The sequence below is a fragment of the Yersinia massiliensis CCUG 53443 genome (assembly GCF_000312485.1).
Taxonomy (GTDB): domain Bacteria; phylum Pseudomonadota; class Gammaproteobacteria; order Enterobacterales; family Enterobacteriaceae; genus Yersinia; species Yersinia massiliensis.
In genome coordinates this window covers 748,025-772,294 of the sequence record NZ_HE997643.1, presented here as the reverse complement: position 1 = coordinate 772,294, position 24,270 = coordinate 748,025, and the positions used below count along the sequence as shown (strand labels likewise).

The window sequence follows — 24,270 nt, the reverse complement described above, 5'->3', positions numbered from 1 at the left end:
GACAACTCCTCATTGAATGCTTGAAATGTAATGTTATACTATTACATAACCAGCAATCAATAGGCATGTTCGCTAAGGATAAAGAATCGCAGAACGTCAAAAACTAGCGCTTTTTACGATTACGATGCATATCAATGGCAACGGCACTGACGATAATGATCCCTTTGATAATGTCTTGGATGTAGGAGTCCACGCCGATAAAAGTGAAACCACTTTTGATCAATCCCAAAATCACCGCACCAATGACGGTTCCTGTTATTCTGCCGACGCCACCCATTAAGCTGCTTCCGCCAATCACTGCGGCTGCAATTGCATCCAATTCGTAGGATTGCCCCATGCTGGATTGCCCGCTACTCACCCGCGCAGCTAGAACCACACCGGCTAACCCCGCCAATCCTCCCGCAATGGTATAAACGGTCACCAAATACCGATTAACGTTAATTCCAGAAACTTTTGCAGAGATCATATTTCCACCGATGGCATAGACATATTTGCCATAACGGGTATGTCTAAGAGCAATATGGAAAATCACAGCAATAACCAAGAAAATAATCACCGGCATCGCGCCTTGGCCTATTGCAGTAAAATCATCTGATAGAAAACTGACTGGGTTTCCTTTTGTGTAATATTGAGCAAGCCCTCTGGCCGAAACCATCATACCCAACGTTGCAATAAAGGGGGGAATGCCGGTGCGGGTAATCAAGAAGCCATTAATAAAGCCACATATTATCCCAACCCCTATTCCTGCGGTAATAGGGATAGCAGCGGGTAAATCTAACAAGTGGGGATACATCGGGGAAATACTGTCAGAGGTTTGCGCTAAACTTGCAGCAACGACGGCAGTTAAAGCAATTAAAGAACCGGATGAAAGATCTATCCCCGTGGTGATAATCACTTGCGTCACCCCAACCGCAATAATACCGATAATCGAGACTTGCAAAATAATCAGTAGTAACCGGTTAGGATTTAATAAAAATGATTGATCGCGAATAAACCAACCCATAAATTCAAATATTAAAGCAATACCGACCATAACAATAAAAATACCGGTGTCTTTTGGTAATTTACCTTTTAGCCCTGACATAAAGGGTCGTGCTGTTGTTGAGTTAATCGTAGATGATTTATCAATTTTAGCATTACTCATTATCGTTACCTTTCTGCAATTATTCAGAGGCCAATGCCATTATTTTCTCTTGGTTGGCATCTTGTTTATCCAGTATTCCAGTAATATGGCCGCCGTGCATCACCATGACTCGATCGCTCATGCCGAGGATCTCCGGTAATTCAGATGAAACCAAAATAATGGCAACGCCACGGTTTGCCAATTCACTAATTAAGCGGTAAATTTCCGCCTTGGCACCGACATCAATTCCCCTTGTGGGCTCATCAAGAATCAGTATTTTAGGCTGAGCCAATAACCAGCGAGCGATCAGTACCTTTTGTTGGTTTCCGCCACTCAAATTATTAATGATTTGATCCATCGTTGGTGTTTTAATATTTAATCTTTTAATCTGCTCCAGACAGTCTTGAGCCATTTGTCCATGACTGACGAATCCGTTTTTATTGATATACTCTGAAAGGTTCACAATACTCATATTCTCAACGACGGATAGCACTAAGAATAAACCTGACTTTTTGCGATCTTCGGTAAGAAATGCTAATCCCTGTTCAATCGCTTTTGATGGCGAATGGATGTCGACCGGTACGCCCTCAATAAGAATCTCACCACCGTCAGCGGGATGCATACCAAATAAGCTTTCCATGACTTCACTACGCCCAGCCCCCACTAAGCCGGCAACACCCAGTATCTCACCCCGCTTAACGGCGAATGAAATATTGCGGAATAATCCTTCACGATGTAATCCATTGACCCTAAGCACTTCCTCCCCAATATTATTGTTAAATTTTGGGAACATATGAGTCAGCTCTCGGCCTACCATCATCGTGATAAGCGATTGTTTAGTGAGGTTTTCTGTTTTATCAGTGGCGACAAACATACCATCGCGAAAAATACTGACTTCATCCGTAATTTCAAAGATCTCATCCATTTTGTGGCTAATATAGATAATCCCTTTACCCTGTTCTTTTAGTTCATTAATAATCGTAAAAAGGTGAAAAACTTCCCCCTCTGTCAATGCCGAGGTAGGTTCATCCATAATTAATATATCTGCATCATAGGAAACTGCTTTCGCTATTTCGACCATTTGTTGGCTGGCGATATTTAATTCACCCACAATTCCATCTGGTTTTAGCTTTATATTTAAACGTTGTAGTAAATCCCGTGTCTTACTGTTCAACAAATCGTGACTGACCAAACCAAAATGGACAGGTTCACGCCCTAGCCAAATATTTTCCGCAACCGTCATGTGCGGGACTAAATTGAGTTCTTGATGAATCATAGCAATTCCGGCATGAAGTGCATCAAGCGTATCATCAAAAGTAATCTGTTCACCTCTTATCTTTATTGAACCTTCATCTGGCTGATATATTCCAATCAAACACTTCATCAACGTAGATTTTCCCGCACCATTCTCGCCCATTAATGCGTGAACACTTCCTGACCTTATTTTAATGCCCACTCTATTCAATGCTTTGACACCAGGAAATTGCTTACTGATACCTTCAGCTTCGAGAATGTAAGGGTACATATCATCATCTCCGGAATCATCACGATACCTTAGTTTTGATCATGCCGTACTCATTTATATTTAAAGATAATAAGTACGACATATTTTTCTGACTAAAATAGGCTTGATGAGATTTTTATATACAGTGATAAAAAGTAAGTAATAGCTAGCCTATCTCTTGTATTTATTAATGGTTAGATTTCTAATAACAGACTTCATTTTTACTTTTGATTTTTATTAGCGAAATCTTGATAGTTTTCTTTGGTAATTAACTGATAAGGGATCATTACACTGCTTTCAACTTTTTGACCAGTCGCTAACTTGATCGCAGTATCAACAGCCCCTTCCCCTTGACCTTTGGCATCTTGGAAAATGCTAATGCTCAAATCACCTTTTTTAATAAACTCGAGAGCATCTGGAGTACCGTCAATACCGCCAATGACGACGCCTTTTTTCTTCGCCTGTTTTAAGGCGAGGATCGCACCAATCGCCATTTCATCATTATTCGACGCAATGGCATCAATTTGTTGACCAGAAAGAATCCAATCGGTAGTGACATCAACGGCTTCTTTACGGAAGAATTTTGCTGTTTGCTTATCAATAATATGGATATCGGGATACTGGGCAGCAACTTTCTCAACGCCACGGGTTCTATCGCGAGTCGCTTCACTTGATAGTTCTCCCATCAAGATCATCACGTTCCCCTTGCCCCCCATCAATTTGGCCATCTCCTCCATCTGTAAGCGCCCTGCCAGTTCTGAATCAGAGCCTACATAGGCCATACCCGCCGGCAATGTGATTTCCGGACGACGATTGACAAAAACCAGCGGGATTTTGGCTTGCTCAGCTAATTTGATCATCGGCTTTACGCCTTGAGTATCAACTGGGTTAAGAATGATCGCGTCTACACCTTGGCTGACGAAATTTTCTACTTGTTGAATTTGTTGAGCAATATCACCTTTGGCATCTTCAAATTGCCCAGAAACATTCCCCTCTTCTTTCATTTTATTTTGCATTGACTGACGCAGTATTGTCAGGAAGTTATCATCGAAATACGCCATGGATACGCCGACTTTTAGGTCTTTAGCGTTAGTCACCAGCGGCAGCAGACAGACAGCGAGTGAGGCAATGATGATTTTTTTCAGCTTCATGAGTTATACCCTTCAATAGTGGAATGCATTAACATTTTTATACCTGCTGATTGAAAATAATTTTTTACAATCACATAACTTAATCTGTGACTATTTCCTCAATCTTCGGCATTTCAATGCGCTTTCCGTGAATGCAACCGCCCCATCCCCGGTCTCTAAATTATAAATATCTTAATTAAAAACAATAAATTGGTCTGGATTTCTTTTTTACCCGATATCTCCTTCACTCTTTATTAAATGTTTATTTCAAAATTAAGATTATTGAAATTTTTAACACCAAACAACCGAAATATGCATTTTGTATTGAGGAAATAACAAAACTATGACAGGGATCTAACAAATGCGGGTATTTTGAGCATGCTCGAGTGATTTAATGGGACGTTCTACGGCAAAAAAGTGACTCAAACCGATTATAAATTGGCGGGTCAGTAGCCCTAGATGTGTTAATGCGTGAAGCCCACAGGAATCTGCGGGCATTGTTCGAAACGGATTGAGTATATATATGTTATAAATCAACGTGTTAATAATTAAGCAACGATAATGCGCCAACGCCATGAATCACTTATCGTTCAGGAAATAAATCAACCCATAGTAAGCAACTGCCTTCAGCGAGTGGCTGTAATTGGCCGCTTTTGATTGTCGGTAGCCACCAGCAGCCCTGCGATGCAGTAAGCTGATGTGATTCAGTGTGGTTGATCAGCCATTTTCCTTTTACAACATAGGCCAGCCCCGCATGTGATGAGGGCAGCTCTCTTGCAGAATTTACCACCGTGACAGAGGATTGCCAGCAACCCCGCCGAGTCATGATGTTAAAATCTTGGCTAGCGCCGCCCAGTAGCTGGGCATGAATAGGGATATCACCAGGAAAAGCGAAAGGTTGCAGTGGTTGGGAAAGGGTATGATCTTCCCAATCAGGGCTAGAGAGTATGACGCCATCCCCAGAGAGTAGCGTAATCGAACGGTCAATATCGGCAAACACTGAAAATGGGCCGTCTTGCTCTATTGTCGCAATACTCGCACGCCAAGCAAAATCATCCCCCCCTACCGGCCAGCATGCGATCTCTCGGGTTTCACCTCCCCCATTTCGCCAACGGCTAACCGGTAAACTGGCAAAGTCAAAAACGGTAAAGCTCATCAGACCTCCTGTTGACAGGTTTTCAATACAGCCAGAAAAGCCTGTGCAGTTTGCTGTTGTAATGGATGATATCTATCCACGATTACCGCTTTACCTGCCACATAAACATCTCGAATTTGCGATTTGCCCCCCGCAAATAACCACCGATTCAACAATGAAGCAGATTCTGTACCTGCGATATAGGGGTCATCGCCATCCAAAACTAACCAATCAGCACGATAACCTTCAGCTAACTGACTAATTTTGCTGGCGCAAGCCTGCCGTCCCCCCGCAAGCGCTTGGCTATAAAGTAAATCAGCCACTGCGGGATATTGTTCATTTGTTAGGCGGTTACGCCGTTGGTCACGCAAGCGCTGACCATATTCCAACCAACGGAGTTCCTCTACAACATCCAATGAGACATGGCTGTCGGAGCCGATGCCCCAGTGCCCTTTGTGCTGTAAATAATCTACGCCGGGGAATATTCCATCGCCCAGATTCGCTTCCGTGGTAGGACACAATCCCGCCACTGCTTGACTATTTGCCAAGCGTACCAGTTCTGACTCATCGAGATGTGTGGCATGAACCAAGCACCAACGGCTATCAACCGGCACATGATCATACAGCCATGCCACCGGCCGTTGCCCACTCCACGCTAAACAATCATTAACTTCTTTTTGCTGCTCTGCGATATGAATATGTACCGGCAGTTGCTTATCAGAAGCATCGAGCACCGCCTGCATTTGACTTAATTCCACTGCACGCAGCGAATGGAAGCACAAGCCTTGATTTTGTAGGGGCTGGTTAGCCAGTTGTTTGCTGATGACCTGCTGCTGTTTGAGGTAGCTCTCGGTATCTTGAATAAACCGGCGCTGACCTGGTTGAGCGGGTTGGGCACCAAAACCGGCATAGCTGTACAAAACCGGTAACAGCGTCATTCCGATTCCGGCATCTTGCGCGGCTTGGCTTAACTGCGCCGTCATTTCGCCTCGATCACTGTACGGTTTACCGTCAGTATCATGATGTAAATAATGGAATTCCGCGACTTGGGTATAGCCACCTTTTAGCATTTCAATATATAACTGACGCGCAATCACACCGATATGCTCTGGGGTTAATTGTTGCACCAAACGGTACATTAGATCCCGCCAAGTCCAGAAGCTGTCTTGCGGATGACCGGCGATCTCAGCCAGCCCTGACATCATGCGCTGGAATGCATGTGAGTGAAGGTTTGGCATGCCTGGCACGATGGGCCCTGATAAAATGTGGCAACCAGCCTCACTGCTATCATTCTTACTGCTTTCATTCCCACGACTACCAGTAATAATGCGCTGAATAATGCCCTGTTCATCGACAGTAATCTGCACATCTGTTGCCCATCCATCGGATAAAAAAGCACGTTTGGTAAAATAAACTGGCATAGCGATATCCCAATATTTTGTTCAGAGTCAAACGCGCTAGCAACAGCGACGTCAATTAATTAAAACATCTACTTGTCTATACATATACATACGCTAAATTCAACCTTAGACTTAGCATACAACTTTTATATTCAACGAGGTCAGCGCCGTGGCGGAACAACAAACAGTCTTACAACTCAGTGCCGCAATGGACGATACGCCTGCGCCAATTTATCAACGGGTGAAATTGGCGATCATTCATCAAATCAGAACCGGTGTCTGGCAACCCCACCAGCGTATTCCCTCAGAAAGCGAACTTGTTAATGAGTTAGGCGTCAGTCGCATGACCATTAACCGAGCGCTTCGTGAACTCACCAGCGAGGGCTTTCTCATCCGCATGCAAGGTGTCGGCACCTTTGTCGCTGAAGCAAAGGCACACAGTGCTTTGCTCGCAGTCCATAATATTGCCGATGAAATTACGGCTCGTGGCCACCGCCACAGCAGTAAAATATTGCAACTCGAAACTCGCCCTGCTACCCCTGAAGAAGCCACGAGTTTAGGTATGCAGCCTAATCAGCAACTGTTCTACTCGCAAATTGTTCATTATGAGAATGACATTCCTATTCAGGTTGAAAACCGTTGTGTCAATCCCAACACTGCGCCTGACTATATGAAGCAGGATTTCAATGTGATCACGCCTTACAGCTACCTCACCCAAGTGGCCCCACTCACCGAAGGTGAACATATTGTTGAAGCAGTGATCCCCAGCTCAATCGAACGACAACTCTTGCAACTGGATGAACATGAACCCTGCCTGTTGATTCGACGCCGAACTTGGTACGGGAAAGCCATCGTGACTTCCGCCCAATTGCTCTATCCAGGTTCTCGTTATCAACTCTATGGTCGTTTTACCCCACAAGGTACGGTGACGTCCTGATCAATTTTTTTTCTCTGCGAGAACTGCGAAGTGTTACGCAATTGTTGAATTCCCTATCTTGCTGATAGTGAATTTATACGCTAGGTTGTCCATGATTGTATATACAACTTAAATTCGTAGACGTATTGGGGAGTGAGATCGTGTCAGAAATTCACTGTGATAGCCTGTGGTACGGTGCCGACATCGTGACCATGCGTGAAGGGAAATATCATCTGATTCAGCAAGGTGCGATGGCAGTGACGGGGGGCAAAATCGTTTGGATTGGGCCTTATCGCGAATTGCCGGCTATCAATGCCACTCGCGAGGTTGTCTATCAAGGCGGCTTGATCACTCCCGGATTCATTGATTGCCATACTCATTTGGTGTTTGGCGGCGATCGTAGTGCTGAATTTGAGCAACGCCTTAACGGTGTTAGCTATGCCGAAATTGCTGCTAAGGGTGGCGGTATCATCTCAACAGTTAATGCCACACGGAGCACCAGTGAACAGCTTCTATTAGAACAAGCGTTATTTCGCCTAAAGCCCCTGCTTGCCGAAGGGGTGACGTGTATTGAGATTAAATCGGGTTACGGTCTTGACCTTGAAAGTGAAATGAAAATGCTGCGGGTCGCGCGTAAATTGGGGGAGTTACTGCCTCTGACGGTGAAAACAACCTGTCTGGCTGCCCATGCTTTGCCACCAGAATTTGCCGGCCGCGCCGATGACTACATCGATTTCGTTTGTCATACCATCATTCCGCAAGTCGCCGCGGAAGGACTTGCTGATGCAATCGATGCTTTTTGCGAACACTTGGCATTTTCCCCCGCGCAAGTCGAACGTGTATTTTTAGCCGCGCAGCGAGTCGGTTTGCCGGTCAAACTTCATGCAGAGCAACTGTCATCACTGCATGGCAGCACTCTTGCTGCCAACTATCATGCTTTGTCTGCCGACCATCTCGAATATGCAACGGAGTCAGACGTTGAAGCAATGGGGAAAGCCGGTACTGTTGCCGTCATGTTGCCTGGTGCCTATTACCTTTTGCGTGAAACACAATGTCCTCCCATCGAATTATTCCGCCAATATAAGGTGCCTATGGCCTTAGCCAGCGATGCCAACCCTGGCACATCCCCAGCGCTCTCTTTACGTTTAATGCTAAACATGGCTTGTACATTATTCCGCATGACACCGGAAGAAGCATTGGCGGGTGTGACTTGCCATGCCGCTCAAGCACTTGGCTTACATGAAACTCAAGGCACGTTGGAAACCGGTAAATTAGCAAACTGGGTTCACTGGCCGTTATCCCGCCCTGCTGAATTGGCTTACTGGCTAGGGGGTCAGTTACCTGCAAGCGTCGTTTTCCAAGGAGAAATCCGATCATGAACATCACAGACCCATTGAGTTTCCATGCAGGTGAATTGCCATTATTAATCAGCATCCCTCATGCAGGCACGCGGCTAACACCTGCCGTTGAAGCGGGGCTATCCGATGCTGCTCGCCCTCTTTCAGATACCGATTGGCACATTCCTCGGCTCTATGATTTTGCCCAAAACATGGGTGCCAGCATTGTGATCGGCAACTACTCTCGCTTGGTGGTTGATTTGAATCGACCGGAAGATGATCAGCCACTGTATACGACGGCGACGACCGGTTTATTCCCTGACACACTGTTTGATGGCCGCCCTTGTTTTATGGCAGGTAAAACGCCCTCATCGCAGGAACGTCAATCCTATTTGCAGCACATCTGGCGTCCCTATCATCATCAACTACAGGCAGAGTTAGATCGTCTTAAAAAGCAGTTTGGTTATGTGTTGTTGTTAGATGCCCACTCAATTGCATCGGTCATTCCTAGATTGTTTGAGGGCCAGTTGCCTGATTTAAACTTTGGCACTAACAGTGGGGCCAGTTGCGCGCCATTATTGAGTCAACAATTGATCGATTGCTGCGAGCATCAATCCCTATTCAGCCATGTATTGAATGGCCGTTTTAAGGGAGGGCATATCACTCGTGCATATGGCTCACCTGAGAATAATCAACACGCAGTGCAGTTAGAGTTAGCGCAGCTCAACTATATGTCTGAAACTGAGCCTTATCACTATCTACCTGAGCGCGCAGCACATTTGCAGCAACTCTTAAAACAGTTGATTAAGACCATGTTGGTATGGGGCGAACAGCACTATCAGCATTAAAAGCGCGATCGGCATTAAAAGTACTATCGCCATTAAAAACACGAGCAGCATCATAAACACACATAGCACAGCACCATAAACACTTGCAGCACCGAGAGTTCATCAATAATCTGCCTACACATCGGGGGAGATTAAAGACAAAAAGGCGGGATTATTCCCGCCTTTTTTATTCACCAATTTCCGACACAGAAAAGGGTAATAATCACTGCTTAAATTAACTTAGAAACGGTAAGTCAAGTTAACCGCAACAATGTCATCAGTCCCCAGACCCAGCGGGTTGTTTTCATCCAGCAAGTTAATCTGGTAGTCAACATAGGTGAACATGTTTTTGTTGATGTAGTAAGTCACACCGATTTCAGCATATTTCAGCAAGTCAGCATCGCCAACAGCAGACAGGTCTTTACCTTTAGACTGAACATAGGCGATTGATGGGCGAATACCATTTTCGAACTGATACTGAGCAACCAATTCTACGTTCTGAGTTTTGTTCGCAATCAGAGCTTTATATGGTGTCATGTTCAGCGTTTCGCCGTACATAGCGGCAATGTAAACTTGGTTCGCATCATATTTCAGCGCGGTCGCCCAAGCCTGAGCTTTGTCACCAGTAGCGCTGTTTGCCAGGTTTTTCTGGCCCAGAGTACGGTTTGAAGAAGAGAATGCGGCGGCAAAACCAACACCACTGCCTTCGATGTCTTGGTAATCAACAGACAAACCAAAACCGTCACCGTTCGCTTTCTGGATAGCGCGTTCGTTCTTGGTGGTGTCGCCATCATCATTGCGGCCTTGGTACTGTGCTGCAATGTTCAGACCTTTGACCAGACCGAAGAAATCTGAGTTACGGTAAGTCGCCAGACCGGTTGAACGGCCGGTCATGTAGTTATCGGTGTATGCAATTGAATCACCACCAAACTCTGGCAGCATGTCAGTGTAAGCCAGTGCATCATAAACGACACCGTAGTTACGGCCGTAATCGAAAGAACCGAATTCAGCAAATTTCAAACCTGCAAAACCGAGACGGGTTTTATTCCCTTTATCGCCTTGAGATTCTGCATTTTTTGCTGCGACGTTATATTCCCACTGACCAAAACCGGTCAATTGGCTATTAATCTGTGTTTCGCCTTTAAAACCAAAACGAACATAAGTATCGTCGTGATTATCATGATTTGAGAAAAGGTATTTAGCGGCTACACGACCATAAAGGTCCAATTTATTGCCATCTTTATTATAAATCTCTGCTGCGTTTGACAGAGTAGGAACCATACTCAAAGTGACCGCTAAGGCCAGCACACTGCGCTTCATCATTATCTTTTCCTTTAAATTTTAATAATATTAACCCGCTGGGCTAAATTTAGGTTTAGCCTCATAAAAGTTAATTTTTAATTTTTTATAGTGACCTGTCTTGTAAAGCGAATAGACATTATCACTAAGCACAAAAAGTTAAAATGGTAAATTTGAAGATATATACGTATAAACAGGTAATCAATTGTAACCAAATGTGTTTACAGCAACTATCCATAACTTGTTGATTAACAGTGATTTTAAGTAATTACATATAACCAAAACAGTGCATTAGCACCATTTGGGTGCAAAGTCATTTCTATTTGTTTCTTTTTTGTTCTAATTCACAATAAGTTTTGTAAAATGGAGTGAATATCACACTTCCAATGCACTTTTTTATATATTCAATGCAATTTAATGGCTATTTAAGATACAGGAAATAGGTTTTTAATTGTCATTATTGGTGCAGAAAGATTGAGTGAAATAACGAGATTAACTAAAAGATTAGTGTGATGAATTATTAAATGGTGAGTTAATACATTACTGATAGGCGAGGAGGATAAAATACAGTTAGATAATTTTTTAGTTTTAAGAACAAAAAATGAGCTATTATCTTTTTTAGCTCATTTTCTAAATGAATAAGAAGATATATTGCTTTAAATTTAACTTAAGGAATACTTCCGATAGTGATATTACCCCACTTCATTATCCATCTTGAAGGCCGTCATTCCCCCTGACTTATGCTATTGGTAACTCAGTTTCATTCATTTGCACCAACATGATCCCTGCACGTAGCCCCATCGCAACTTGTGGATTGGGAAATAAAATCCATTCCATTTCATGTTGAACATGATAGCTGTCGTTAGGTTGCTCACTCAGCAACGTTCCTCGCTTGAAAGGCGTAAAGTTCAGCGTGTCATCTGCCACCAAAAGTTTAAAGTCTGAGTGCTGTTTAAGCAGCGATTTAACGACCCGATACATGAGTATCTTTCCTGTGGCCCGCGCAGGCAGTTGCCTACGGCTCACTAACGCTTCTAATCCCGCAATAATCCCCTTAAATTGGGCCAGTTGATTTTCACCAAATGGCCGTGCCTTCCCCAGTTCCAGCGTGCAACTGGCGGCCGAACAGAACTCACTACTGAAGTGAGCAAAAGTTCCTCCCGCTGAAGTATGCATGACCAACGCATCCAGCTCGATATCTTGCAGCCAGCGGAACATGTCCGCGCAATAGGGGACTGTTTGGTAAGGTAACAAACCAAAACGAGTATGATGGGAACCTCGAATCGCGGTGTGTAAATCAAAGTGCTGCCGCGTCGAATAGTTATCAGCATCAAAAAAATTGACGACGACCTGTTCGAGAAAGGCGGCCCTTTGGGTTTCATCACTTGATGAGGCATTTTGATGACGCCCGCCAAACATGCGGTTAATATCCGCCGTGAGATAGCGCTTCCCCGCTCTGATCGCAGGCGGATTGCCGAGTATGACGAGCAAACGCACGGCCAATGGCAATTTATCTGCCAGTAAATCAGAGACTAACTGGTTAACGATCTCGATCGGCGCGGTTTCATTCCCGTGGATACCAGCAGAAATCACTACCGATTGCGTGTACACATTATGAGGCGTCAGCATCAATATCCCTTCGCCGAGCCATTGCCATTTAAGGTTGCTGGTTTCGCCTTGGGGAGTTTGTGGTGAGCCGCCAGCGAGTGTGATCGACAAAAAATTGAGCATGATTAGCCTTCCCTTTGCTTTGTTTTTCTTTGCGCTTAATCTCGTTGGAACGGGTATACCGATCCAAGATTGAGTATTCGTGTTAACTCATCCAGTGCTTGCCGCCCCTCACGCAGTAACTGCGGGTCGGCTAAATCTTTAAATTGCAAATGGTCACGGTAATGCTGGTCAACCCAATTATTCAGTGCCACAAACAAGGCTGGCGTCATCATCACACGGCTATTAACGGCCTGTAGCTCAGTGTCATTTAATGCCACACGTAACCGCAAACAGGCAGGGCCGCCGCCATTGCGCATACTTTCACGCAAATCAAATACCTTTATTTCATCAACTGGGCCACCACTACTGATTAACTCAGATAAATAGCGCCATACGGTTGGGTTGTCTTGCGACTCCTGCGGGATAACCAGTAGCATTTTACCGTTGGGTTTACTGAGTAACTGGCTGTTAAACAAGTAGGTTGATACCGCATCAGCGACGGATACCGCAGCAGCAGGCACTTCAATCGTGAGTAGTTGCTGTTCAATGCCGTCCATTTTTCGACGTATCTCATCCATCACGCGAGTATCGGGTACAAACGCATGCTGGTGATGGAATAGCACATTCTGATTACTGACCGCGATGACGTCATTGTGAAAGACTCCTTGGTCGATAACCGCAGGATTTTGCTGCACAAAAACTGTTCGTTCAGGGGCCAATTGGTGTAGGCGAGCGACGGATTGACTGGCTTCGAGTGTTTGGCGAGCAGGATAACGACTTGGGCTGATGCCATTTTCTAGTCCTTTGCGTCCATACACAAACACCTGAACCGCTGGGCTGCCATAATCCCCTCCCAATCGATTGTGGTTTGCTGCCCCTTCATCGCCAAACAGCTCGACAGAAGGTAAAGCCTCATGATGAACGAAGTGACGATGATTATTAAAAACCGCCTTTAATAAGGCAGATGTGGTATCCGCCTCAATCGCCCGATGAAACTTATTATTCAAATTAGCGACGGTAAAATGAACTCGGCTATCTTGACTGTCAGCGGAAGGCGAAACCGTCGCGGCGTTTGCGGTCCACATCGAGGAGGCCGAGCTAACCGCAGACAACAAGCGCGGGGATTGACGAGCCACCTCACTCAACACTTGCTCATCTGAACCACTAAAACCTAGTTGGCGTAGCGCGCCGATTGAGGGGCGCTCTTGTGGCGGCAAAATACCTTGTTTGTAGCCTAAATCGGCCAACGCCTTCATCTTTAGTAACCCCTGCTTTGCTGCTAAACGGGGGTTAGAAATACTGTTTTGATGGGTCGTTGATGCCTCATTACCAAATGACAAGCCCGCATAGTGGTGCGTCAGCCCAACCAATCCATCAAAATTAACTTCATATCCTGCCATTATCTTCTTCCTTTATGGATCAGTGCCTGTCTGTCATTCAATCGCAGGTAAATCAAAAGAGATACCCGGTGACAGTGTGGCGGGCAGTGTCAAGCTATCACTTTCGAGTGACGCCATTGGCCAGGCACAATAATCAGCAGCATAAAATGCACTTGGCCGGTGGTTGCCAGATGCGCCAACCCCGCCAAACGGGGCTGCACTGGAGGCACCCGTTAAGGGTTTGTTCCAGTTAACAATTCCCGCTCGGGCTTCCAACAGCAATTGCTCAAATTGCTGGCGATCATCAGAAACCAAGCCGATAGCTAAGCCGAACCGAGTCTGATTGGCAATTTTCAGCGCCTGCGCAAAATCGTCATAGCGAATCACACTGACCAGTGGACCAAAATACTCTTCGTCAGGTACCGCACTGACGCCTGTAATATCAATGATTCCAGGCGTTAAAACAGCGCTTTGGCTATCGGGCCGCGTCATCGTTAATAACGGTTTTCCGCCTAGCGCTAGCAAGTGCTGTTGCGCTGCCAGCATTTTTTCGGCTGCTTGAGAGGAGATCACTGCACCCATAAAGGGTGCTGGTTGCATATCCCAACGGCCAATACGTAACGCTTTAGCCACGGCAACAAAGCGTTGTAAGAAGGCGTCACCTGCTGCACCCGATTTGACTAACAGGCGACGTGAACAGGTACAACGCTGGCCCGCAGAAATAAAGGCAGATTGGATCGCAAGATTGACGGCCGCATCGCAGTCCTTGAATTGTTCGACGATCAAGGCGTTGTTACCGCCCATTTCCAGCGCCAATATCTTTTCAGGTTGCCCGGCTAATTGCCGGTGTAAATGGTAGCCGGTGTTTGCACTGCCAGTGAACAATAAGCCATCAATATCAGGTTGCGCCGCCAGCGCCTCACCCGTTTCCCGCCCGCCCTGCACTAAATTAAGCACGCCGTCAGGTAGACCAGCCAACTGCCATAACTTGACTGTTTCTTCGGCGGTGACTGGGGTCAACTCACTGGGCTTAAATACCACGGTGTTACCGGCCAGTAATGCGGGAACAATATGCCCATTGGGTAAATGCCCAGGGAAATTATACGGGCCAAAGACCGCCAAAACGCCATGTGGGCGGTGGCGTAACACTGACATGCCATCCGCCATCGGGGTTTGGCTGCTGCCGGTACGTGTTTGATATGCTTGCAGCGAAATCGCGACTTTACCCATCATGGCCTGCACTTCTGTCAGTGTTTCCCAGTGTGGTTTACTGGTTTCCAAGCTGATCGTGCGCGCCAGTTGTTGCTTATGCTGCTCCAATAAAGCAGCGAAACGTTGCACGAGTGAAACCCGTTGCTCCAGCGGCGTGCGCGCCCAATCAGGAAAAGCCTCACGTGCAGCATGACAGGCGGCAGCGACATCTTGAGCATCGGCGGATCGTGCCTGCCACAATAATTGCTGATCCATGGGATCATGTTTATCGAAATGAGCGCCTTTACCGGTGCGCCATTCACCCTGAATAAACAGTGCGGGATGGGTCATTTTTTTGTCTCCGGAGCAAAGAGGCTGATTATCCGAACCGAATCGCCGTTAGTCACACCCAACACCGACGCATTCTGAGTACTTAAATGCAGTGATTCATCTGATAAATGGGTGTGAATTAAAATTGAGCGAAAATGATGATAGTTTTCATTTGCCACCAAATAAGCCGTGCCATTTGGATCGAGATCAATGTCATCAATCACCACTTTTCGCAGGCTACTGTCACGTATCGCGCGGATTTCATCAATGTTCGCTTCGAGTGTCGGGCCGCCATCAAAGATATCAACGTAACCTTGATATTGTAGCCCTTCGGTCTCTAGTACGGCCCTTGCTGGTGCCGTATGCGGATGCACTTGCCCGATGACCGCTCGCGCTTCTTCCGCCAAAAAATCCACATACAGCGGGTGCTTAGGCATCAATTCTGCAATGAATGCCTTTTGACCAGTACCACTGAGATAATCCGCTTTAGCGAATTCAATTGAGAAGAAATGGCGGCCCACATTCTCCCAAAATGGCGAGCGCCCTTGTTCATCCGTGTAGCCCCGCATTTCAGCAATAACTTTTCGCGAAAAATACTGGCGAAACGCAGCAATAAACAGGAAGCGTACTTTTGATAAGAAAGGACCGTTTTTGTTGATGCGATAATCAGGATCGAGGAACAGTGTGCAAAGTTCGCTATAGCCGGTGTGGTCATTACTTAAAAACAGCGTTGGCACAGATTTGTAGACGTTGAGTGTCTTGGAGGCGTGCACCAAGGTCCCCACACGGAAGTTGTACCAAGGATCATTCATCCCAACCGCGACCTCAATGGCACTAACACCAACGACTTTTTCCCGCTCGCTATCCTCCAAAACGAACAAATAACCCTGATCACCTGCCGTCAAAGAACCTTGCCAAGTATTTATCGCACGCTCAATCCGCGCGGCAAGATGTGGCTCATTTTGCGGCAGTGAAGTCATGCCAACACCGGTCTTTCCAGCCAATTCATAGATATCAGCCAGATCACGGCGTTCTACCGGGCGAATGATCATCATATTCAAGGTCCTGTGTGTACTGCGTAAATGTTACGATTTAGCCTTTCGACAAACCTGTTCAATGCCTAGAGCAAGTCGGGCTAAACCTGCATTAATGTCTTGCTGAGAGATAATCAATGACGGTGCAAAACGCACCACATCTGGCCCAGCGATTAGCGCAATCAAACCATGCTGAGCAGCCGCCTGAATGATGTCTTTGGATTTACCGGCATAATCGCTATTGAGGACACAACCAATCAGCAGGCCGCGTCCGCGTATTTCCGCGAAGACTTTATGGCGAGCATTGATTTCAGCCAACCCATCGAGGAACCACTGGTGTCTTTCCTTCACTCCGGCAAGCACTTCTGGGGTATTGATCAGCGATAAAACTGTCCCCGCAACAGCGCAAGCCAGAGGATTACCGCCGTAAGTTGTCCCATGGCTACCCACGTTCAGTGCGCTAGCATATTTTGTGGTGGTTAACATTGCCGCAATGGGGAAACCGCCACCCAAGGCTTTGGCACTGGTCAAAACATCTGGCGTGACACCGTAGTGCAGATAGGCATAGAGCTCACCGGTACGACCAACACCCGTCTGCACTTCATCGAAAATCAGTAATGCGTTATGGCGATCACAGAGCGCACGTAAACCGTGCAAGAATTCTCTGTCAGCAGGCAGGACCCCCCCTTCACCCTGAATCGGTTCGACGATCACGGCGCAGGTTTGGTCATTAATCAGTGACTCTGCAGACGCCAAATCGTTGAAGATACCGTGGCTGATCCCACCGGGTAGCGGCGCAAAATCCTGCGAGTATTTCGGCTGCCCACCCGCCGAAACGGTAAACAGCGTACGACCGTGAAATGCATTTCTGAACGCCACAATCTGGTTTTTTTCGCCCTGCTGCCCTGGCTTATTGGCAAAATTATCCAGCGCATATTTACGTGCTAGTTTCAGTGCGGCCTCATTGGCTTCAGCGCCGGAGTTACAGAAGAAAACTTTTTCCGCGAACGTGGCATCAATCAGTTGCTTCGCCAAGCGCAGCACGGGCTCGTTGGTATAACCGTTGCCCAGATGCCACACTTTATCCGCTTGTTCAATCAATGCAGCTTTGACCGCTGGATGCCCATGCCCCAAGGCGTTAACGGCAATACCACCCGCAAAGTCGATATAAGATTTGCCCTGTTGATCCCACAGCGTCGCCCCTTCACCCCGCACGATAATAAAATCCGCTGGCGCATAAGTTGGGACTATCCATTCATCAAAAGACTGTCGGGTAACCGGGATTGGCTGTTCCATAGTGGCCTCTTTAATCAGCGTAAATATTGGGTTGAGAGACGCCTTGTTAGGCAGGGTGATGTCATCCAACAAAACTCTCTTATTCTGGTAACAATTAAGAATGAAATATATTCACCTGATATAAAGTGTACAGCAGCTTTCGTGCCACACCACCCCATATGTGAATAAAATGTATAAATTCCATTAAAACAATAATTTAAAATGCATAATTATGCAAACTTGACGCATTCATACTGTAATTTACTGACTAGAACGGCTATTTACATCGATTTGCCGAGCAATTATATGCACTCTCGACCAAATTTGATTTTTGCTCTGCAAGATCACATTTTGGCAACACAAAAGTAACAACAAGGGCTTTCCTTGCCCTATAAATGAGCATCCAGTGCGCCATTAAGGTGCATTTAAACTGCAAAAATGCGGCGTATCGCCGTGGGAACAAATCGATTTATGCAGTGTGAAAGGGGCGAACTAGCCACCACATGACTAGCAGATAATGCTGCCATAACCCTTTTTATGGGGTTATTTACGTCAATCTCGTTGAAACGTTATGGCCGACAATCAGATAAGCCAACGTTGCTTAAGTGAAATCACGAAACGGCTCACCCTTCCCCCACTACAGAAACCTCTCAGTTATAAGATATTAGTGAAACATCGTTTCCATATTGTGAAATAACGTTCTATTGTAAGAATTCCTTATCTATAGGTGTAACTCGCTGTCCCTTATGATGAGACTTATATTTAGCATCATGCCTAGTACACTGAGTGCATTTCGATAGGAATCAGTGTTTTCACCGAGCTGTTAAAATAGGTATCTTGTTGAATAAAATTAAATTTATTATGACAGGAGTCATCATGCATCAATCCTTTACTCTGCGGCGAACAGTCATTTCTAGCGCACTGGCCATGATTATTTCCGCCAGTTTCATCTATTCCTCCGGCGTGGCAGCACGTGACTTAGGTAGGGATATATTAGCGAATGGCGATGGATGGGGGTCATTTGGCCCAGGCGTATCAGGCGGAAGTGCAGCCGATCAGAGCCATATCTTTGTGGTCAGTACTTGGCAAGAGCTCCGCGATGCGCTCGGCGGGACGAGTGCTCATAATCAAAGCACCCCACGTATCATCTATGTTAAAGGCACGATTAATGCGATGGATAAAGATGGCACGGTGCTGACCTGTGATGACATCGCTAATCAGATTGTTGTACCCGACACCGGCAAAGTGTTCAGCATGGCCGATTTTATCGCACATTTTAACCCTGAAGGGGCGTGGGGCATGGTGACCCCTTCCGGTCCACTTGAAGTGGCGCGTATTGAAGCGGCCGAATCGCAAACTCAGCAGATACGACAACGCTTTGGCTCTAATGTCACTCTGATCGGCGTAGGTAAAGATGCGCATATTATTGGTGCTCACCTGCTAGCAAGAGATGTCTCGAATATCATTATTCGTAACCTACGGATCTCTGATGCTTACGACTGTTTCCCTGAATGGGACCCCACCGATGGCAGTGCGGGTAACTGGAATAGTCTGTACGATAATTTGTCGATATGGACGACTCAACACATTTGGGTTGATCACGTCACGCTGGATGATGGTGAGCATCCGCGCCAATCATTGCCGAAGGTCTTTGGCAGGGTATTTCAGGTACATGACGGGTTGATGGATGTCACCCATAGCAGTAACTATGTGACCGCATCTTACAATATCTTTGACGATCACGATAAAGTGAACCTGATAGGTTCCTCCGACTCTCGCCTAGAAGATAGAGATAAACTCAAAGTCACAATGCATCACAACCACTGGAGAAACCCAGGCCAACGCGCACCACGCGTCCGCTTTGGACAAGTGGATGTCTACAATAATTATGCTGAAGTTCTGGCTGCACAAGACTTTACCAGCTTGTGGGGGGTAGGGTTTGAATCGGCCATCTATGCGGAAAAAAATGCCATTGACCTAGCAGATAACATCCCGGCCAGCAAAATCATTAAACGCTATGGCGGCCATCATATTCTCACCAAAGACAACCTTGTTAATGGTACACCAACCGATCTACTGGCCGTTTACAATGCTTCGGTTTCGGCTGCCGATCAATTGACAGATAATGTCGGTTGGGTGCCAACACTGCGGTTACACGTTAATGACGTTAGCGAAGTCAAAGCAATCGTCACGAGCCAAGCAGGGACCGGTATTCTCGACAGCACCCTCCCCTGATGGCTCTGCTGCAAGTTATATGCTGATGCACGTTATATGCTGATGCCAGTCGTATGCTGAGATAAATTTTGCTCATCAAAAGGTTCTCAACCTCTAACAGCCCTGTTCATGGTCACGCCATGAACAGGGTAATGACCCTCACTTTAGTCACCGCCACGGTTCATAACGGCCTATCTTATTTCTTCATCGAGTAGATTCACGCAACGATGACTTCAAATACATCTTTGACGAAAATTTGAACCACGTGACCTATCGGACTATTTGCCACTGTGGCGAGTCAATTGGTTGATCAATTGCGCCAATATCTGAATGGCTTTGTGGCTTTGCTCTGACCAAGCAAATGATGCATTCAGTCGGAAACAGTGATCAAACTGATTGCCCGTAGTGAACATTCTGCCTGGGGCAATACTGACGCCTTGCTCCAATGCGAGTCGATACAACTCACTGGTATTGAATGGCGGCTCCAGTTCTAGCCACAAGAAATACCCCCCAGCAGGATGACTTATTTTCACACTTTTAGGGAAGTGATCGACAGCCGCTTGCCGCAATGCATTCAAGCGTTGTTCCATTAAGCGACGTAAACGGCGCAGATGGGTATCGTACCCCCCTTGAGAGAGATAATCCGCAATCGCCAATTGCGTGGGGACACTGGCCGACACTGTACTCATCAACTGCAAATGTTGAATTCGCTGCGCATGTTCCCCCGCCGCCACCCAGCCCACACGGAAACCCGGTGCCAGACATTTTGAAAACGAGGAGCAATGCAATATCTGCCGATGCTGATCAAGTGCTTTCGCAGGCAACGGACGTTCTGCACCAAAATACAACTCACCATAAACGTCATCTTCAATCAGCGAAATCGCGTTCTGTTGTAATAGTGCCACCAGCCTTTTTTTCTGCGGCCAAGACATGGTGCATCCCAGTGGATTCTGGAAGTGAGTCATCAACCAGCAGGCTTTAATGGGATATTGGTTGATGACCTGCTCAAGGGCATCGGGATCCATACCTTGCTGTGGGTGTGTAGGGATAAAAATGGCTTTTAAGCGTAAGCGCTCAATCGCTTGTAATGCGCCATAAAAGGCCGGCGACTCGAGGACCACCCAGTCACCTGGCTGCGTCACCGCCTGTAAACTTAGGCTCAGTGACTCCATCGCACCGGCGGTAATGACAATTTCCTCAGGTGAAACGTTCATGCCACTGGTGGCATAGCGTTGCGCGATATTGCGCCGGAGACTTTCATTGCCCGGTGGCAGATTTGCTACCGAACTCTGCGGTGATATCTTACGGGCCACACTGGCCAGAGCGCGAGACAAACGGGGCTGTAACAAGAGGCTAGGGTCAGGGAAGGCAGATCCAAACGGCATAATTGCCGGGTCTTTCCCCGCCTGCAAGACATCAAAAATAAAGGTATTGATGTCAACTTGCTCATCAAGATGCAGCTTTTTACCACGCTGAAGTTGCGGCAGTTGCGTGGGCCGCGAGGCAACATAGTAGCCCGATTGTGGGCGAGCCACGATCCATCCCTGACTCTCCAGTAGCTGATAAGACTGTACAACAGTCATTAAGCTTAAGCCGGATTGCTTACAACTTTCTCGTAGTGAAGGCAGTTTGTCGCCAGCCTGCCATACTTTGGATTGTATTTGCGCTCGAATTTGCTGCGCTAACTGTTCATATCGTGTCATAGGCCAACTGTTATAGGTGATATTGATTTAATTGTCACTATTATAGTTACTTTAACTTATGGTTAACTTACTGCCAAGTCTTGATGCCGTAACCTGTTTGCTGTGAGGTCCGAATGTTCGGTTTAACTGCCCTCGAATTGGCCAGAATTCAATTCGCTTTCACCATTTCATTCCATATCATTTTCCCCGCTATCACTATCGGGCTGGCTAGCTTTTTAGCGGTATTGGAAGGGCTATGGTTAAAAACCAAAAATGAGGATTACCGTGACCTCTACCATTTTTGGTCAAAAATATTTGCCGTCAATTTTGGCATGGGGGTGGTTTCTGGCCTCGTCATGGCCTACCAGTTCGGCACTAACTGGAGCTTTTTCTCCGAGTTTGCTGGCAGTATTACCGGCCCGCTACTGACTTATGAAGTGCTGACGGCGTTCTTCCTTGAAGCGGGTTTCCTCGGGGTGATGCTGTTTGGCTGGAATCGTGTTGGCCCTGGTTTGCATTTCTTCGCCACTTGTATGGTCGCGCTCGGCACGTTGATGTCAACGTTCTGGATACTGGCTTCTAATAGTTGGATGCAAACACCCCAAGGTTTTGAAGTCATCAACGGCCAAGTCGTGCCGGTTGATTGGCTAAAAGTGATCTTTAATCCTTCGTTCCCTTACCGATTGTTGCACATGTCAACGGCCGCTTTCTTGGCGTCGGCCTTCTTCGTTGGCGCTTCTGCCGCATGGCATTTACTGCGTAAACGGGACACACCTGCCATGCGGAAAATGCTCTCGATGGCGATGTGGATGGCCTTGATTGTCGCACCACTTCAAGCGGTGATTGGCGATGCTCATGGTTTGAATACCTTGGAACATCAGCCCGCTAAAATTGCGGCCATAGAAGGCCACTGGGAAAATAAACCTGGCGAAGCTACGCCGCTGATTTTGTTTGGCTGGCCGGATATGAAGCAAGAAAGAACCCGTTTCGCACTGGAAATTCCCTATTTAGGCAGCCTGATTCTGACGCACAGCTTGGAAAAACAGATCCCTGCATTGAAATCTTTCCCACCCGAAGATCGGCCTAACTCCACCATTGTTTTCTGGTCTTTCCGCATCATGGTCGGGCTAGGCATGCTAATGATTCTCGCCGGTGTGTGGAGTTTATGGCTCCGCTGGCGTGGCGGGCTGTATCAGTCTCGCCCCTTCCTCTATTTCGTGTTGTGGATGGGGCCGTCAGGGTTAATTGCGATTCTGGCCGGTTGGTTTACCACTGAAGTGGGCCGCCAACCGTGGATTGTATATGGCTTGCAGCGCACCCGCGATGCGGTGTCATCTCATGGCGAGATGCATATGAGCATCAGTTTATTGGTCTTCATTGTGGTCTATGGTTCGGTATTTGGCGTGGGCTACGCCTATATGATGCGCCTGATTCGTAAAGGGCCAAAAGCGCATGAAAGTCACCAGCAAGATAACGGTGGCCCAGGTCAACAAAATACACCTGCTCGCCCTCTTTCAGCCGTCAGTGAGCCATTTGATACTGACCCGACTCACTCTAACCCAAACGGGCACTAATTATGGGTATTGATCTTCCACTGATTTGGTTTGTCATCATCGTCTTTAGCACCATGATGTATGTGGTGATGGATGGTTTCGACCTAGGTATCGGCATCTTGTTTCCGCTGGTCAAAAACAGCCGCGACCGAGATTTGATGATGAACAGCGTGGCACCGGTTTGGGACGGTAACGAAACTTGGTTGGTGCTCGGAGGGGCGGCGCTACTCGGCGCGTTCCCATTAGCTTATGCCGTCATTTTGGATGCATTGGCGATCCCACTGACCCTCATGCTATTAGGGTTGATCTTTCGCGGTGTCGCCTTCGAATTCCGCTTTAAAGCCAGTCAGGAAAAGCAGCATATCTGGGATAAGGCCTTTATTGGCGGGTCATTGGTTGCCACTTTCATGCAAGGTATAGTGGTCGGTGCTTTTATTCATGGCTTCCGCGTCACGGGTCGTAGCTACAGCGGCGAACCGTTCGATTGGCTAGCACCTTTTTCCTTGTTTTGCGGTGTCGGTTTGGTGATCGCTTATGCATTGCTCGGCTGTACTTGGTTGATTATGAAAACCGACGGCCATGTACAGCAGGTGATGCATAAACTGGCAACACCACTGACAGTAATGATGCTAGTGATTATTGCCGTTATTAGCCTCTGGACCCCGCTCGCACACCCACAAATTGCAGCGCGCTGGTTCACATTGCCCAATCTATTTTGGTTCCTACCCGTACCATTGTTGGTGTTACTGGCCAGTTGGGCCTTGCTGCGCGCCGTTAAACGCGGCGGTCATTATGCCCCCTTCTTACTTACACTCTTACTGGTGTTTCTTGGCTATAGCGGTTTGGGGATCAGTATCTGGCCTTACCTTATCCCGCCGTCCATTACCTTATGGCAAGCCGCTGCACCGCCACAGAGCTTAGGATTTATGCTGGTGGGAGCACTTTTTATCATCCCCATCATTCTGGTTTATACCTTCTGGAGCTACTACGTCTTCCGCGGGAAAATCAATCACGAACAGGGCTATCATTAAATGATGAAATCGCAATCACCTTCACAAACTGCGGAACCGATAAAGTCGCCTTGGTGGAAGCGACTCGGTTGGATGCTGATTATCTGGTGCGGGAGCGTTCTGGCCCTATTGGCGGTCTCTATGTTGTTCCGCATGATGATGACAGCGGCGGGGATGAAGTCTCATTAGGGCTAACATTTGCCCCATAAAACCGGTAATGT

The 24,270-nt window shown here is 46.8% G+C and carries 19 protein-coding genes; 7 read left to right on the top strand and 12 right to left on the bottom strand.

From position 1 onward, the window contains the following. Nucleotides 1-103 precede the first annotated feature (103 nt). From BN68_RS03450 to BN68_RS03430, 5 genes are all read right to left on the bottom strand, one after another. Nucleotides 104-1,144 carry an ABC transporter permease gene (locus BN68_RS03450; protein WP_019209755.1) on the bottom strand — a complete coding sequence of 347 codons (1,041 nt, stop codon included), beginning with the start codon at nucleotides 1,142-1,144 and terminating at the stop codon, nucleotides 104-106. Between the two features lie 19 nt (nucleotides 1,145-1,163). Beyond that, nucleotides 1,164-2,648 (bottom strand): sugar ABC transporter ATP-binding protein, encoded by a 1,485-nt coding sequence (locus BN68_RS03445; RefSeq protein ID WP_019209754.1) that lies wholly within the window; start codon nucleotides 2,646-2,648, stop codon nucleotides 1,164-1,166. Nucleotides 2,649-2,848: 200 nt separating this feature from the next. Further along, nucleotides 2,849-3,778: a sugar ABC transporter substrate-binding protein gene (locus BN68_RS03440; protein ID WP_019209753.1), complete on the bottom strand. Its 930-nt coding sequence runs from the start codon at nucleotides 3,776-3,778 to the stop codon at nucleotides 2,849-2,851. Between the two features lie 562 nt (nucleotides 3,779-4,340). Then, entirely contained in the window at nucleotides 4,341-4,913 is a 573-nt protein-coding gene (locus tag BN68_RS03435; protein ID WP_019209752.1) for a HutD/Ves family protein, read from the bottom strand. Further along, complete coding sequence (locus BN68_RS03430; RefSeq protein ID WP_019209751.1) at nucleotides 4,913-6,313, bottom strand: formimidoylglutamate deiminase; 1,401 nt, start codon at nucleotides 6,311-6,313, stop codon at nucleotides 4,913-4,915. The genes BN68_RS03435 and BN68_RS03430 overlap by 1 nt, the downstream gene beginning before the upstream one ends. A 148-nt stretch (nucleotides 6,314-6,461) precedes the next feature. Here BN68_RS03430 and hutC point away from each other — a divergent pair, with 148 nt between their 5' ends. The 3 genes from hutC to hutG all read left to right on the top strand — a co-directional run bounded on the left by hutC (nucleotide 6,462) and on the right by hutG (nucleotide 9,393). Further along, nucleotides 6,462-7,229 (top strand): histidine utilization repressor, encoded by a 768-nt coding sequence (gene hutC / locus BN68_RS03425; protein WP_019209750.1) that lies wholly within the window; start codon nucleotides 6,462-6,464, stop codon nucleotides 7,227-7,229. 137 nt (nucleotides 7,230-7,366) lie between these two features. Next, nucleotides 7,367-8,587 carry an imidazolonepropionase gene (gene hutI / locus BN68_RS03420; RefSeq protein ID WP_042806504.1) on the top strand — a complete coding sequence of 407 codons (1,221 nt, stop codon included), beginning with the start codon at nucleotides 7,367-7,369 and terminating at the stop codon, nucleotides 8,585-8,587. Beyond that, nucleotides 8,584-9,393, top strand: coding sequence for an N-formylglutamate deformylase (gene hutG, locus BN68_RS03415; protein WP_019209748.1), 810 nt, complete (start codon nucleotides 8,584-8,586; stop codon nucleotides 9,391-9,393). Before hutI ends, hutG begins: the two co-directional genes overlap by 4 nt. A 219-nt stretch (nucleotides 9,394-9,612) precedes the next feature. On the opposite strand, the gene BN68_RS03410 is transcribed toward hutG, so the two are convergent. From BN68_RS03410 to BN68_RS03385, 6 genes are all read right to left on the bottom strand, one after another. Beyond that, the gene (locus tag BN68_RS03410; protein WP_019209747.1) at nucleotides 9,613-10,695 is read right to left on the bottom strand and encodes a porin; all 1,083 of its coding nucleotides are present in this window, start codon (nucleotides 10,693-10,695) and stop codon (nucleotides 9,613-9,615) included. A 714-nt stretch (nucleotides 10,696-11,409) separates the two neighbouring features. Beyond that, nucleotides 11,410-12,402: a succinylglutamate desuccinylase gene (gene astE, locus BN68_RS03405; protein ID WP_019209746.1), complete on the bottom strand. Its 993-nt coding sequence runs from the start codon at nucleotides 12,400-12,402 to the stop codon at nucleotides 11,410-11,412. Between the two features lie 35 nt (nucleotides 12,403-12,437). Then, on the bottom strand, nucleotides 12,438-13,781 hold the full coding sequence (astB, locus tag BN68_RS03400; RefSeq protein ID WP_019209745.1) for an N-succinylarginine dihydrolase: 1,344 nt from the start codon (nucleotides 13,779-13,781) through the stop codon (nucleotides 12,438-12,440). Between the two features lie 33 nt (nucleotides 13,782-13,814). Then, the gene (astD, locus tag BN68_RS03395; protein ID WP_019209744.1) at nucleotides 13,815-15,302 is read right to left on the bottom strand and encodes a succinylglutamate-semialdehyde dehydrogenase; all 1,488 of its coding nucleotides are present in this window, start codon (nucleotides 15,300-15,302) and stop codon (nucleotides 13,815-13,817) included. Then, on the bottom strand, nucleotides 15,299-16,336 hold the full coding sequence (gene astA / locus BN68_RS03390) for an arginine N-succinyltransferase (protein ID WP_019209743.1): 1,038 nt from the start codon (nucleotides 16,334-16,336) through the stop codon (nucleotides 15,299-15,301). Before astA ends, astD begins: the two co-directional genes overlap by 4 nt. A 30-nt stretch (nucleotides 16,337-16,366) precedes the next feature. Further along, nucleotides 16,367-17,611, bottom strand: coding sequence for an aspartate aminotransferase family protein (locus BN68_RS03385; RefSeq protein ID WP_019209742.1), 1,245 nt, complete (start codon nucleotides 17,609-17,611; stop codon nucleotides 16,367-16,369). An 855-nt stretch (nucleotides 17,612-18,466) separates the two neighbouring features. Between BN68_RS03385 and BN68_RS03380 the strand changes: the two genes are divergently transcribed. Next, entirely contained in the window at nucleotides 18,467-19,825 is a 1,359-nt protein-coding gene (locus BN68_RS03380; protein WP_019209741.1) for a pectate lyase family protein, read from the top strand. Nucleotides 19,826-20,082: 257 nt separating this feature from the next. Here BN68_RS03380 and BN68_RS03375 read toward each other — a convergent pair whose 3' ends face one another. Next, nucleotides 20,083-21,507, bottom strand: a complete 1,425-nt coding sequence (locus BN68_RS03375; RefSeq protein WP_019209740.1) for an aminotransferase-like domain-containing protein — start codon at nucleotides 21,505-21,507, stop codon at nucleotides 20,083-20,085. A 113-nt stretch (nucleotides 21,508-21,620) separates the two neighbouring features. Here BN68_RS03375 and BN68_RS03370 point away from each other — a divergent pair, with 113 nt between their 5' ends. The 3 genes from BN68_RS03370 to BN68_RS23160 are packed head-to-tail and all read left to right on the top strand — an operon-like array spanning nucleotide 21,621 to nucleotide 24,238. After that, entirely contained in the window at nucleotides 21,621-23,060 is a 1,440-nt protein-coding gene (locus BN68_RS03370) for a cytochrome ubiquinol oxidase subunit I (RefSeq protein WP_019209739.1), read from the top strand. A 2-nt stretch (nucleotides 23,061-23,062) separates the two neighbouring features. Continuing rightward, nucleotides 23,063-24,070: a cytochrome d ubiquinol oxidase subunit II gene (gene cydB, locus BN68_RS03365; protein WP_019209738.1), complete on the top strand. Its 1,008-nt coding sequence runs from the start codon at nucleotides 23,063-23,065 to the stop codon at nucleotides 24,068-24,070. Further along, entirely contained in the window at nucleotides 24,071-24,238 is a 168-nt protein-coding gene (locus BN68_RS23160; RefSeq protein ID WP_071822387.1) for a DUF2474 domain-containing protein, read from the top strand. Nucleotides 24,239-24,270: the final 32 nt, after the last annotated feature.